Here is a 12,939-nt window from a genome sequence, read left to right as displayed (position 1 = left end):
GAATTCTAAATCACGTCTTCAAGAACGGCTCGTGTATTTCGCCATGCCCAAATGCCCGCGATCGCCACCACGCCCCCCATCCCCACCATGACAACTGTCAGGCCAAGGAAATCCGAGAGAATCCCCGCCACCGCTAGGGGCACACTGAGGGCAATATTGACAATGTTATTTTGGAAACCAAAGACCTTGCCACGCATTGCCGCCGGCGTCCGAATTTGAATGAGGGTCTGCATGGGAATACCAATCAAAGATGCCCCCATCCCCAACAAAATACTTAAGCCTAGACCCACCCATAGATGATGCACAAAGGCAAAGACCAGTAAGACGGCTGCCATCACTAAAAAGCCAATCAACGGCAGTGGCCGATGATGCAACTTCTCCCCCCATTGACCCAAAATACCCGCCCCTAAAATTAACCCCAACCCTGCGGCGGCCAAGAGAAAGCCAAACTGATTGGGACGCAGGCCAATTTCTTGAGCTAAGCTAACTGCCAACACCGTCAAAGCAGCAAAAACACAATAGAGGATCGTTAACTGGAGCATGGCATTGCCCAAGAGGCGATTCTTGCGCAGATAGTGAAACCCCTCCTGCAAGTCCTGCCAGACATTGAGCTGACCATCACGTTCATGAACCGCTTCTCGGTAGCGAATCGAGGCTAAAACCAACCCCGCCAGAACATACAACGTGCCCACCACCACTTCACGGGCATAGACACCGCCGAGCGCAACGGCACCACTGAGCAATGGCTCGCCAATCGCAAACCCCACCACCAGCGACCCCATCATTGTTGTAATAAAGAGGGCATTGGCCGAGAGCAGGTTTTCCTCCTTGACCAAGAGGGGAATCGCCGCCTGTTCCGCAGGGGCAAAGAATTGGGTCAGAATCGACTCTGAAAAAGCAATCAGGAGCAACAGCGTAAAACGCTTGGGGATAAAAATCAGCGTGAAGACCAGTAGCCCCCGCAAAATATTGGTAATGCTCATTAGCTCCCGCTTGGGGTAGCGATCCACAAATGTGCCTGCCGTTGAGCCAAAGAAGACTGCTGGTAGGGTATTGGCAATCATTACTGCCGAGGCTTTGGAGCCGGGCAGCTCGTAGCTGGCATCGTAGGACACAGCCAGTGTAATCAGCAGTACCAGAAAAATTTTGTCCGCCAGTTGCGAGATGATTTGACCGCCCCACAATTTGAGGAAGTTTTTGTTCCGCATCAGAGCAGCAAACCCTTCTGGACGGGGTTTAGATCCAGAACTCACCATTGCTGTGGCTCACTGACTATGAACACAGGTTTCCTCATTGTTACCAAACAGTGGGGCTGGCAGCCTGAATCCAATATACCGTCACAGCCTAGAATGCACGCCCTGTGTGTGGATCCTTTTAGGCGCTTTTTGGCAGAAGTGTTGAAAGATAGTTTAAGAGGCTAGAAAAAAGGGAAGAAATGTCGTATTCTTCCCTCAAAAGAAGAAAAAGTAATCAGCTTACTATGGCATCTTTTTCAGTTCTTGTCAAGTCTATTCTCAAGCAGCTCAGCCCTTGCGACTACCCCGTCCTCAACTCTCAATTGTTCTTCAAAATCTGGTTGACCTACATTCTCGACCAAGGATTAACCAGCATGAGAGCCTTATTTTATCGCTTGAATCATTCGGGGATTACAGTGGATATGTCCACGTTTTCCAAGGCGAACAAAACTCGAACAACCACCTTATTTGAGAGGATTTACACTCATCTCATGTCTCAAGCTCGCAAGAGACATCGTTGTTCAAGTCTGATGCTGTTTCCTATTGATTCAACCGTCATTACCCTGACGAGTAAGCTCTTTTGGTTCTACAAATACCATCAAGTGAAGTTAATTACAGGATTTGATTTAACAGAGAACATCCTGGGTAAGGCAGTAGTCTCTTTTGGGGAGAGACATGACCTAAGCTTTCAAGACGAGATTTTAGAAATGATCCCTGAGAATGCCGTTGCCATCATGGATAGAGGGTTTGCGAGTTGGAGATTTTTAGAGCGGCTGAGTGAGAGGAAGTGTTTATTTGTTGTGCGTATCAAGAATAACATGAGAATGAAGCTCAATCATGAGAGATACCGAGTGGTTCAATTTTTTGATGAGCATGGAACAGAGTTTCGTATTGCGACGAATCTAATGCATCTAAGTGATGAGGAAGTGAGTGAGCTGTATCGGCATCGGTGGGGGATTGAGAACTTATGGAAGTTTCTAAAGATGCATTTATCATTAGACAAGCTGATTACGAAGAGTTTGAATGGGGTGATAAATCAGATTTATATGGTTTTGATTGGGTACTTAATTTTAGAGCTAATGGAGATACCTGAATACTTTGGCAGGAAGCTATTAGACAAATTGCGATATTTGCAACTGGAACTGAGTCGCCGCTGCTCGATAGTGCATTGGAGCTTTGATTGGCAGCCAGAGCTACTTGTCACTTAGGATGTTAAGTTTTGTTGCAGAATTCAACACTTCTGGCTTTTTGGGCATTCTGGTAAGTAGCAATAGCAAAAATCACCACTTAGGAGGAAGCGAAAATACAAAAACTACCCTTGCCTGTATAGCACATAACAGCCTACCATCTTAGGATTAATCTCTATTTAATTTTCTACGAATAACAAATTATTGTGTTTCAGAAGGGGAGGCCACGATGACTCAAACTCCAGCGGGTACCACCCGCCCCGTCATTGCCTGTATTGATGACAGCCACACGGTACAACGGCAAGTTTCTCTGATCCTGCAACGCTCTGGCTATGATGTATTGACGTTTGTCGATGCCACTACAGCAGTCCCCTCCCTAATTGCCCATCCTCCGCATCTGATTTTGTTGGATTTGAATTTACCAGGGATGGATGGTTACGAGATTTGTCGCCAACTGCGGCGATCGCCCCAACTGGAGGGCGTGCCAATTGTTATGCTCACAGCCAAGGATGATCCGGTGCATCGGATTCGTGCCCGTGGCGTGGGTGCCGTGGACTACATTACAAAGCCCGTCACGCCCCAAGAGTTGCTCAAACGGATTCAGAAGCTCCTGAATGCAGGCATGCCCACACCCGCAGCCGTGACCTTACAGGAGGGAACCCTGCTCTGGTCGATTGCCCACCTGCGCTTAATTCTTTCTCCTGAGCAACGGCAAAAACTGGTTCAAGCGAGTGAAAAGCTGAAACAGGCCATTGCCAAGTCCCCCAATAACCCCAAGCTCTATGCAAAGTTGGCTCTAGGATTATATTTGGCAAATCAATTGGCGGCGGCACGGGAGGTTCTCCAGACACTGGTCAGCTTGGCACCCGCAGAACTCAACTACCGTCGTAATCTGGCTTGGCTAGAGGAGCAGCTGGGCAATAGCAAGGGAGCGATCGCTCACTACCAATACATTTTGCAGCATGATCCCCAAGATCAACGGTCACAGGCGCGCCTCGCCTTTCTCCAAGGGTTGTAACCCGCACTGTTGGTTATTGCTTAATGTCTGCAACAGGCTCTAGGAAGACCTCAATAACACAGAAAATAAACGCCCAGAGGAGGCGGTCTGTTGACAGAAGGGGGGCGATCGCCAGCCTGATCATTGTACTGAAGCACGTCAGTTTATAGAAGACCCATTACCCCAGCCTTGGCTACAACTCAGCTTCCCAGCCAACCACCAAAATTATTCGGCATTTATGGAGATGTTGAAAATGGAACTTGTTAGTTCACTCTAGAATAAACTTAAGTCCCCTTGAACGCCACCCATGAGTGAACCCGTCACGCAATCGCAACTTGCAGAAGTCCTCGAGACCATGAAGGCGATGCAGTCCCAAGTGGCAGAACTCACCCTTGAGGTGAAAGTGGGTCATGCGGAAATACGGGAGAAATTCAACACGATTGATCAAAAGTTCCAGACTCTGGAGGCGAAGTTTGAAGAGAAACTGAACTCAATGGAAGAAAAATTTGACGAAAAATTTAACACGATTAATGAGAAACTGAACACCATAGAAGCCAAAATTGAAGCGGTGCGCTTGGAAGTGCAAACCAACCGTGAGCAGTTAGTGGACTTAGGAAAGCGTCAAGGCTCAACGGGAAATCGGCTCTGGGCACTGCTAGGGGCACTCTTTTTGATGGTGCCGGGACTCTTGGCAAAAATTACGCTGTTTGACCGCGGCTACTAAAAGATTGATCAAAAAAAAGAGGGCTGAGGGAAAAGTCCCAACCCAACCCTCTTGAATCAGTTTCAGTTGAACTTAAACAGTTGCCAGTTCAGCTTGGCGCCGGAAGCTGAGGCGTTCGTTCTCACCCACATCCACCAGAATCGTATCGCCATCGAAGAACTCGCCCCGCAGGATGGCTTTGGCAATGGGAGTTTCCAGTTGTTTCTGGATGGCGCGTTTCAGCGGGCGGGCACCATAGACGGGGTCGTACCCTACTTCGGCTAGGAAGTCGATCGCTTTCTCGGTGAGAGACAAGGTCATGTGGCGATCGCTCAGCCGTTCCTGCAAGCGTTGCACCTGCAATTGGACAATTTGCCGCAATTGATCCTTGCGCAGACTGTGGAAGATGATAAATTCATCCACGCGGTTGAGGAATTCCGGTCGGAAGTGGGCGCGCATTGCCTCCATGACGCGGTTGTACATTTCCCCGTAGCGGCTGTCATCACCGGCAACATCAAGGATGTACTGGGATCCAATGTTGCTGGTCATAATGATGATCGTGTTCTTGAAGTCCACCGTGCGCCCTTGGGAATCGGTGACGCGGCCATCATCGAGAATTTGCAGGAAGATGTTAAAAACATCGGGATGGGCTTTTTCGATCTCATCGAAGAGGACGACTGCATAGGGACGACGGCGAATCGCTTCCGTGAGTTGCCCCCCTTCCTCATAGCCGACATAGCCAGGGGGCGCACCAATCAGACGGGACACGGCATGTTTCTCCATGTACTCGGACATGTCAATCCGCACCATCGCCTCTTCGGTGTCGAACATAAAGGCCGCCAACGTTTTGGCCAATTCGGTTTTACCAACACCGGTCGGGCCAAGGAAGATAAAGCTGGCAATAGGACGGTTGGGATCCGCTAGTCCGGCACGGGAGCGTTGAATAGCCTCCGCCACTGCGGTGACCGCCTCATCTTGACCGACGACCCGTTTGTGCAACTCTTCTTCGAGGTGCAGCAGTTTTTGGGCTTCCGACTCCACCAGTTTGCTGACGGGGATGCCCGTCCACTTGGAGATGATTTCGGCAATGTCTGCCTCCGTCACTTCATCGCGCAGTAAGGAGCGACCACCCACTTGAATTTCCCGCAGTTTGGCTTCGGCTTCCGCTAGTTTTTTGTGCAGCTCGGTGAGCTTACCGTATTTGAGTTCGGCAGCCCGGTTGAGGTCGTAGTTGCGCTCCGCTTGCTGAATCTCGATGTTGACTCTTTCGATTTCTTCTTTGATCGCTTGCAGGCGGTCAATGACTTCTTTTTCTGCTTGCCACTGGGCATTGAGGCGGCTTTGCTCCTCCTTGAGATCCGCTAGCTCTTTTTCCAGTTTCTCAAGGCGATCGCGCGAGGCTGCGGAGGTTTCTTTTTGCAGGGAAAGCCGCTCCATCTCCAATTGCAGGATTTTGCGGTCAATCTCATCCAGTTCCTCAGGTTTTGAGGTGATTTCCATTTTTAATTTGGCTGCCGCTTCATCCACAAGATCAATGGCTTTGTCGGGCAAGAAGCGATCGCTAATGTAGCGGGTGGAGAGAGTGGCCGCTGCCACCAAGGCGGTATCGGAAATTTTCACCCCATGGTGGATTTCATAGCGCTCCTTGAGACCCCGCAAAATCGAGATCGTGTCCTCAATACTGGGTTGATCCACATAGACTTGTTGGAAGCGCCGCTCCAAGGCTGCATCCTTCTCAATATATTTGCGGTATTCATCGAGGGTGGTGGCACCAATACAGCGCAGTTCACCCCGTGCCAGCATTGGTTTGAGTAGGTTACCGGCATCCATGGCGCCTTGGGTGGCTCCTGCACCAACAACCGTGTGGATCTCATCAATAAAGAGGATGATTTGACCGTTGGAGTCTGTGACTTCCTTGAGAACTGCTTTCAGGCGCTCTTCAAATTCACCGCGATACTTGGCACCGGCAATCAGCGCCCCCATGTCGAGAGCAATGAGCTGGCGATCGCGCAGGGAATCGGGCACATCCCCGGCCACAATCCGCTGTGCCAAGCCTTCAGCAATGGCGGTTTTACCCACCCCCGGCTCACCAATGAGCACCGGGTTATTTTTGGTACGGCGGGAGAGGATCTGAATGACGCGGCGAATTTCGTCATCACGGCCAATCACCGGATCCAGCTTCCCTTGGCGGGCTAGCAGGGTCAGATCACGGCCATATTTTTCTAGCGCCGCATATTTACCCTCTGGATTTTGATCGGTAACTTTTTGGGAGCCGCGAATTTGCTGAATCGTTTCCCGCAGAACTTTTTCCGTGAGACCAACGTCCTGAAAGAGTTTTTTGCCAAAACGATCGTCCTGGGCAAAGGCTAAGACCAAGTGCTCAATGGAGATAAAGTCATCGCCAAACTGTTTGCGCAAGTCTTCGGCGCGATCGAGGAGCTTATCGAGGCTTTGCCCTAGATAGACACCACTGGGAGTACTGATTTTCGGCTGACGGCTAATAAACTCATCGGTGAGATCCCGCAATCGCTGCACCGAGCAGCCTGCTTTTTGAAAAATTTGTGTGGCTAGACCCTCTTGCTCTAGCAGTGATTTCATCAGGTGTTCACTTTCAAGATTCTGATGCTGGGCTTGCTTGGCCAGATCGGGGGTGCGGGCGATCGCTGCCCAAGCTTTTTCGGTAAATTGATTTGGATTGGATGGTTGCATAGCTGACCCTTTGACCCCTTTTTAGAGTTTTTAACTACTTATATTGTATGGATGGCAAGAAAAACACTTTTTCGGACTTCCCTACCTCAAGGGTAGGATTAACTCGCCACAATTAGTTCCAGCGTAGCTGCTAGAGGCGAAATCGGGGGTGTCTCTTTGGGAAGATGACCTGTTTCTCTATAAAATGTAAGGCACTTCAACTTTGGCAACGCGAGCTATGACGAACTCCCCTGTGACTGAGCCATCCCCCCGTCAAGAGTCGGTTCTGCGCTATTCGGTATTGGGATCCCGCCGCCCTAGCAACTATTTTTGGGCAATGGTCGTCTCCATTGGGGGACTCGGCTTCTTTCTCGCTGGCCTCTCGAGCTATTTGCACCGCAACCTCTTGCCGGTGGGCAACCCCATTGATTTGGTTTTTATTCCCCAAGGCATTGCCATTGGCTTTTATGGGGTGGCGGCGCTGCTATTAGCCACCTATCTATGGCTAGCGATCGCTTGGGATATTGGCGGTGGCTTTAATGAGTTCAACAAAGAAACCGGTGTGGTGCGCATTTTCCGCTGGGGCTTTCCGGGCAAGAATCGCCGTATTGAGGTCAGCTGCCCCATCAGCGATGTCCAATCCGTGAGGATTGTGATTAAAGAAGGGCTAAACCCGAAACGCGCCCTCTACCTTAAAATTAAAGGTCGCGGCGAAGTCCCGCTGACGCGCGTAGGTGCCCCGCTACCCTTGGCAGAACTCGAGACCCAAGGCGCCACGATCGCCAGCTTTTTGGGTGTCCCCGTTGAGGGACTCTAGCTTTAGTCTTCGTGATCGTCAAAGGGATCCGCTAGCTCCTTGGAGGGAGGACCAAAGGAGAGGTAAATGGAATAGCCGGTCACGCCAATGCAGACGGCAGCGAGAGCAATGCTAAGAACTGTTGCAGGTTCCATAGAAGCGTTCTAAATGGGAGCAAGATGTGCTTCTATAATATTACGAAACATTAAAACTCTGTTCATCTCGTTCAAAAAAGGGATTTATGGCACGACGGACTTGGCTAGGGGATCTCCTGCGCCCCCTGAACTCTGAATACGGTAAAGTCGCCCCCGGCTGGGGAACCACTCCCTTGATGGCGGTCTTTATGGGGCTGTTCCTTGTCTTTTTGCTGATTATTTTGCAAATCTACAACTCGACACTCATCCTCGATGGTGTTAACGTGAGTTGGAAAGCACTAGGATAACCCATGAACGTTTTTGGTATCGGTCTGCCAGAGCTGATTGTGATTCTGGTGGTGGCGCTTTTAATCTTTGGCCCTAAAAAGCTGCCGGAAATTGGTCGCAGCCTTGGCAAAACCAAGCGTGCCTTTGAGGAAGCCTCCCGTGAATTCCAAGATGAAATGAGACGGCAGACCGCTGCCCTTGAGCAGGAACAGCAGGCCAAGGCAGAATCCGAATCATCGCGGGAACCCTCTGCTTAGGTGGCATGGTTCTCCAGCCCTGTGTCATTGTCGGCCTTGGGAATCCGGGGGCAGAGTATGCTACGACGCGGCATAATATTGGCTTTCGTGTCCTCGATGCCCTTGCACAGCGTCACAATATTCAACTGACCCCTCAACGTCGCTTTTTGGGAGAGGTGGGGGAAGCGTTGATTCAGGGTCAGAAGGTGCGCCTCCTCAAACCCACCACCTACATGAATAGCTCTGGGCAGTCTCTCCATGCCCTGTTGAATTTTTACAAACTACCCCTAGAGCGAACCCTTGTGGTCTATGATGATGCCGATTTGCCCCTAGGGCGGGTGCGCTTGCGCTTGAGTGGCTCGACAGGCGGACACAACGGCATTAAGTCAATTATTCAACACTGTCATTCCCAACAGTTTCCCCGCCTCAAGGTGGGCATTGCCTTTGGCGATCGCCTGAAGCAACAGGCGGGGCCGCGCAATGCTGTGCCCTTTGTTTTGGGGCATTTTTCGGCTGCTGAACTAGCGATTTTACCCGCTGTGCTTGACCTTGCCGTGGATGCCATTGAGTTGAGCATTCAGTCTGGGGTGGAGGCGGCGATGAATCACTTCAACGGCAAAAGCATTCCCCTGCCGCAGCCATGAACCGCCTCACCCTTCTCGCCGTCGCAAGTTAGAGTAAAAAAGTCGTTGTCGGCGCAGTGATCATGGATATTGGCGAAAGTGTGCGCATGGCGATCGCCACCCTCAAGGCCAACCGGCTCCGCAGTGGGCTGACAATGCTGGGGATTATTATTGGCAATGCAGCGGTGATTACCATGGTGGGCGTGGGTCAAGGGGCACAGCGCTATGCTGCCAGTCAGTTTGAATCCCTCGGTCCGAATACCCTCTTTATCGTCCCCGGTACGCCCCAAGCCCGCAACCGCACGTTTGATATACCCCAAACCCTTGTCCTTGAGGATGCCGAGGCGATCGCCACCCAAGTGCCCACGGTTAAAGAGGTAGCACCGCAAATCCAAGTGCAGCAACGGGTGACCTATCGCGGACGCAATACAAATGTGCTGATTGTGGGAACGACACCGACATTTCCCTCGGTGCGCAATTTTACAGTGGCACAGGGACGTTTTATCTCGAATGAAGATGTGGAACGGCATCGCCGCGTCGTCATTCTAGGCTCTGACTTGGCGAAAAAGCTCTTTATCAACGAAAATCCGGTGGGGCAGCAGGTGCGGATTAAGAATCTTTCCTTTGAGGTGATTGGCGTCATGGCCGAAAAGGGCGCCTTCCTTGGCAACAATCAGGACGAGGCGGCCTATATCCCCATTAGTACGATGTCTTCCCGCATTGTGGGGCAGCGCTCCCCCTATGGGATTTCCCTAACCTTTATCTCGGTGTCTGCCCGCGATGAGCAAAGCATTGATGCAGCCAAGTTTCAGATTACCAACCTACTGCGGCTGCGGCATCAAATTGTTGATGAGGACGATTTTACGATTCAAACCCAAAAGGAAGCCCTGCAAATTATCGGCAATATCAGCAATGCCCTGACCTTGATGTTGGCGGCGATCGCCGGCATTTCCCTGCTGGTGGGGGGCATTGGCATCATGAACATTATGCTGGTGTCCGTGACGGAGCGTACCCAAGAAATTGGTCTGCGCAAAGCCATTGGCGCCACACAGCAGGATATACTGGCACAGTTTATGATTGAGGCGATAATCCTCTCGGCTCTCGGTGGCCTCATTGGCACGGGAGTGGGCGTAGGTGGTGTGATGCTGGTGGCCATGCTGACCCCCTTAGAAGCCGGGGTTGCACCCGTTGCTGTGGCTCTTGCGGTCGGCGTGTCCGGCAGTATTGGTCTCTTTTTTGGGGTTGTGCCCGCCCAGCGAGCAGCACGGCTCGATCCCATTGTCGCCCTGCGCAGTGTGTAGCAGTACCCTTAGGGAATCTCAGATGGAAACGACAACCTTGGACTGGCTAGCTGGTGGTCTGGCGATCGCCATTGTCATTGGTGGCCTGTTGATGATGTTTACCAATCTTTGGACGCGGCGATGACCCTGCGGCGAGGCTTGACGTACCTGCTACTGGTGGCGATCGCGATCGCCATGCTGCTCCCTTTGGTGTGGCTCACCAGTACCGCTTTCAAGTCTGCCAATGAAGATATTTTTGCCTTTCCGCCCCGCTGGCTGCCCGCAGAACCAACCTTGGCGAATTTTGTCACTGTTTGGCAAACCCATCCCTTTGGCCAGTACCTGTTCAACAGTACGCTGGTCGCGGTTTTAACAGTGGGATGCAATCTGTTAACGTCTGCCTTGGCGGCCTATCCCTTAGCCCGTCTTTCCTTTCGCGGGCGTGAGGTGATCTTTACGGCCATTTTGGCCACGATTATGATTCCCTTTCAAATCATCATGATTCCGCTGTTTATTCTGGCGGTGCAGTTGGGTCTGCGGAATACCTATCTGGGAATGATTCTGCCGAGTTTGGCCTCTGCCTTTGGTATCTTTCTCCTGCGACAGGCCTTTATGGCGGTGCCCAAGGAACTGGAGGAAGCGGCTCGCCTCGACGGCTGCTCGGAATTGGGGCTGTGGTGGTTTGTGATGCTGCCTGCCATTCGCCCGGCGTTGGTTACCCTTGGCATTTTTGTTTTTATTGGCACCTGGAGTGATTTTCTCTGGCCACTGTTGGTCATAGATCAGCCAGAGCTTTATACGCTCCCCATTGGCGTGGTGACTTTGGCAGGGACATTTTCCTTGGATTGGCGACTCATTGCCGCCGGCTCAGTCATTTCAATTGTGCCCGTGTTCATTGTGTTTATTTTCTTGCAGCGATATATTATTCCCTCACAAACCGGTGCTGGACTGAAGGGCTAGCGTCCTAGGCCGCGATAGCGAATGGGCTGGCGGTGGGCATATTGGCGAAAGAAGGTTTTAATTTCCGCTGCTCGGCCAAGGGCAATCAAGGTGTCCCCCGGCGCTAGGGGCAGGGTTAAGGGGGGATGGGTCACCAAGGCACCGTTCTGATGGCGGACAGCGACAATAATAAAGCGACCCCGGCCTTTTGCTTCCACATCGGCGATCGCCAGCCCCACAAGGGAGGACTCCAAGGGCAGCGTAAACTCCTCAATCTGGAGATCTAACTGACTCAATAGCTCAATCAGGTGACTGCGTTCCTCTTTTTCCTCAAGAAAATCCAAAACGGTGGGGCGAGTAATGAGCTGCACCATGCGTTGGGCACTGATACTGGAGGGCAAGACGACATGATCGGCGCCAGCAAAACGCAGTTTAGACTCTGTGGCCGGCAACTCGCCATAGGCCAAGATCTGTAGGTTGGGATTCAGACGACGGGCAATCAGCGTGATAAAGACATTGCTGGCATCATCGGGCAAGACAGCCACCACCGTGCGCGCGCGATCCACCCCCACCGCCAAGAGTTCATTTTCATCCATGAGATCGTCACCGCGATAGAAAAGATGGCCGGACTGCTGGGCGAGCCGGAGTCGCTGCCGCTGGTTGTCAATCACCACAAAAGGAATTTGAGCAGCAGCTAGGTTCATTGCCAACGTGCGACCTATGGGGCCGTAGCCGCAAATAATGACGTGATCCTTGAGGTCAGCGAGATGAGAGGGGGTTGTCATTGGGAGTGGCGAGAGCGGGCAGTATATTTGCGAATGAGCTTGGGGGCATCTTGGGCGTGTCCCAATAGAATCAATGTATCGCCCACTTCGACAAGGGGATTGGCGCGAGTCGGAAACAATTGGCCGTCACTTTTGCGTAAGCCAACAATAATAAATGCCCCTTGGCCGCGCACCTCAAGTCCTGTCAAGCGCGTACCCACGTAAGGGTAATCGGGGGTAATCTCCAGTTCCTCCAGGCGAGCGTCAATGTGGCTCAACAGTTCATTCAGGGTCTCGCGATCGCCCGTTTGCTCAAGGAAATCAATGCGCGGCCGCCGAATCAAGTTAGTCATTTGACTGGCACCAATTTTTGTCGGCAAGACGATGTGATCTGCCCCTGCCATGCGTAGCTTTGATTCCGTCGTGGCTAAATTTGCCCGTGCCACAATCAGCAGATTCGGATTCATGGATCGCGCCGTCAGTGTAATAAAGACATTGATCGTGTCATTGGGCAGCACAGTTGCGAGGGCGATCGCCCGATCAATGCCCACCACTCGCAGGGTTTCCTCCTCCGCTGCACTCCCCAAATAGGCCAAATAGCCCAACTGGATTGCTAAATCAATGCGTTGTTCATTGACATCCAAAATCACAAAGGGGGTTTTTAATGCGGATAATTCCTGAGCCATCACCTGACCAATACGGCCAAAGCCACAGACAATGACATGGCGGTTGAGTTTGTTGATGTCGCGGCTCGCCCGTTGAATATCGAGTAGGCGTTTGATCTCCCCTTCCGTAAACAGTTGCACCACCGCACCAATGGTATAGACGGTTGCGGCACTGCCGGCCACAATAATCATCATGTTGAAGAAGCGTTGCGCCGGCGTAATCAGCGGTCGCACTTCACTATAGCCAATGCCAAAGACGGTGATCACGTACATGTAGAGGGCATCGAGCCAGTTCCAGCCAAAGCTGGTGTAGCCCACCACCGCCACCAACATAATCAGAACAAAGAGGGTGATGCCAATAATAAAGCGGTTGAGGGCAGGGGTTGCAGGTAACCGTCGCATAG

Annotated in this window: 14 protein-coding genes; 9 read left to right on the top strand and 5 right to left on the bottom strand. The window is 51.7% G+C overall.

Annotation, left to right across the window (positions count from 1 at the left end):
• Window positions 1-5: 5 nt before the first annotated feature.
• On the bottom strand, window positions 6-1,256 hold the full coding sequence (locus tag NBE99_RS12680) for an MFS transporter (protein WP_250682404.1): 1,251 nt from the start codon (window positions 1,254-1,256) through the stop codon (window positions 6-8).
• A 224-nt stretch (window positions 1,257-1,480) separates the two neighbouring features.
• Here NBE99_RS12680 and NBE99_RS12675 point away from each other — a divergent pair, with 224 nt between their 5' ends.
• The 3 genes from NBE99_RS12675 to NBE99_RS12665 all read left to right on the top strand — a co-directional run bounded on the left by NBE99_RS12675 (window position 1,481) and on the right by NBE99_RS12665 (window position 4,143).
• Window positions 1,481-2,443 (top strand): transposase, encoded by a 963-nt coding sequence (locus NBE99_RS12675; protein ID WP_399371026.1) that lies wholly within the window; start codon window positions 1,481-1,483, stop codon window positions 2,441-2,443.
• Window positions 2,444-2,651: 208 nt separating this feature from the next.
• Window positions 2,652-3,440, top strand: a complete 789-nt coding sequence (locus NBE99_RS12670; RefSeq protein WP_250682403.1) for a response regulator — start codon at window positions 2,652-2,654, stop codon at window positions 3,438-3,440.
• A gap of 286 nt (window positions 3,441-3,726) precedes the next feature.
• Complete coding sequence (locus NBE99_RS12665; protein WP_250682402.1) at window positions 3,727-4,143, top strand: hypothetical protein; 417 nt, start codon at window positions 3,727-3,729, stop codon at window positions 4,141-4,143.
• Window positions 4,144-4,215: 72 nt separating this feature from the next.
• Here the strand turns inward: NBE99_RS12665 and clpB are convergent, their stop codons facing one another.
• Window positions 4,216-6,831, bottom strand: a complete 2,616-nt coding sequence (gene clpB / locus NBE99_RS12660; protein ID WP_250682401.1) for an ATP-dependent chaperone ClpB — start codon at window positions 6,829-6,831, stop codon at window positions 4,216-4,218.
• A gap of 217 nt (window positions 6,832-7,048) precedes the next feature.
• Between clpB and NBE99_RS12655 the strand changes: the two genes are divergently transcribed.
• Window positions 7,049-7,627 carry a photosystem I assembly protein Ycf4 gene (locus tag NBE99_RS12655; protein WP_250682400.1) on the top strand — a complete coding sequence of 193 codons (579 nt, stop codon included), beginning with the start codon at window positions 7,049-7,051 and terminating at the stop codon, window positions 7,625-7,627.
• A 2-nt stretch (window positions 7,628-7,629) separates the two neighbouring features.
• Here the strand turns inward: NBE99_RS12655 and psbN are convergent, their stop codons facing one another.
• Complete coding sequence (gene psbN, locus NBE99_RS12650; RefSeq protein WP_011057227.1) at window positions 7,630-7,761, bottom strand: photosystem II reaction center protein PsbN; 132 nt, start codon at window positions 7,759-7,761, stop codon at window positions 7,630-7,632.
• Window positions 7,762-7,847: 86 nt separating this feature from the next.
• Between psbN and psbH the strand changes: the two genes are divergently transcribed.
• The 5 genes from psbH to NBE99_RS12625 all read left to right on the top strand — a co-directional run bounded on the left by psbH (window position 7,848) and on the right by NBE99_RS12625 (window position 11,127).
• Window positions 7,848-8,048, top strand: a complete 201-nt coding sequence (gene psbH / locus NBE99_RS12645; protein ID WP_149820192.1) for a photosystem II reaction center phosphoprotein PsbH — start codon at window positions 7,848-7,850, stop codon at window positions 8,046-8,048.
• 3 nt (window positions 8,049-8,051) lie between these two features.
• Entirely contained in the window at window positions 8,052-8,285 is a 234-nt protein-coding gene (locus NBE99_RS12640) for a TatA/E family twin arginine-targeting protein translocase (protein WP_250682399.1), read from the top strand.
• Between the two features lie 5 nt (window positions 8,286-8,290).
• Window positions 8,291-8,908, top strand: a complete 618-nt coding sequence (pth, locus tag NBE99_RS12635) for an aminoacyl-tRNA hydrolase (protein WP_250682398.1) — start codon at window positions 8,291-8,293, stop codon at window positions 8,906-8,908.
• A gap of 62 nt (window positions 8,909-8,970) precedes the next feature.
• A complete protein-coding gene (locus NBE99_RS12630; RefSeq protein WP_250682397.1) occupies window positions 8,971-10,188 on the top strand; it encodes an ABC transporter permease in 1,218 nt (405 codons plus the stop codon).
• 120 nt (window positions 10,189-10,308) lie between these two features.
• The gene (locus NBE99_RS12625; protein WP_250682396.1) at window positions 10,309-11,127 is read left to right on the top strand and encodes a carbohydrate ABC transporter permease; all 819 of its coding nucleotides are present in this window, start codon (window positions 10,309-10,311) and stop codon (window positions 11,125-11,127) included.
• On the opposite strand, the gene NBE99_RS12620 is transcribed toward NBE99_RS12625, so the two are convergent.
• Entirely contained in the window at window positions 11,124-11,891 is a 768-nt protein-coding gene (locus NBE99_RS12620; protein WP_250682395.1) for a TrkA family potassium uptake protein, read from the bottom strand. The genes NBE99_RS12625 and NBE99_RS12620 overlap by 4 nt on opposite strands.
• Window positions 11,888-12,937, bottom strand: coding sequence for a TrkA family potassium uptake protein (locus NBE99_RS12615; protein ID WP_250682394.1), 1,050 nt, complete (start codon window positions 12,935-12,937; stop codon window positions 11,888-11,890). The genes NBE99_RS12620 and NBE99_RS12615 overlap by 4 nt, the downstream gene beginning before the upstream one ends.
• Between the last annotated feature and the right edge of the window lie 2 nt (window positions 12,938-12,939).

Source organism: Thermosynechococcus sp. HN-54 (genome assembly GCF_023650955.1).
In the GTDB taxonomy this organism is placed as follows: domain Bacteria; phylum Cyanobacteriota; class Cyanobacteriia; order Thermosynechococcales; family Thermosynechococcaceae; genus Thermosynechococcus.
Note: the sequence above shows the minus strand (reverse complement) of the source record. Positions and strands in the feature narration are given on the sequence as shown.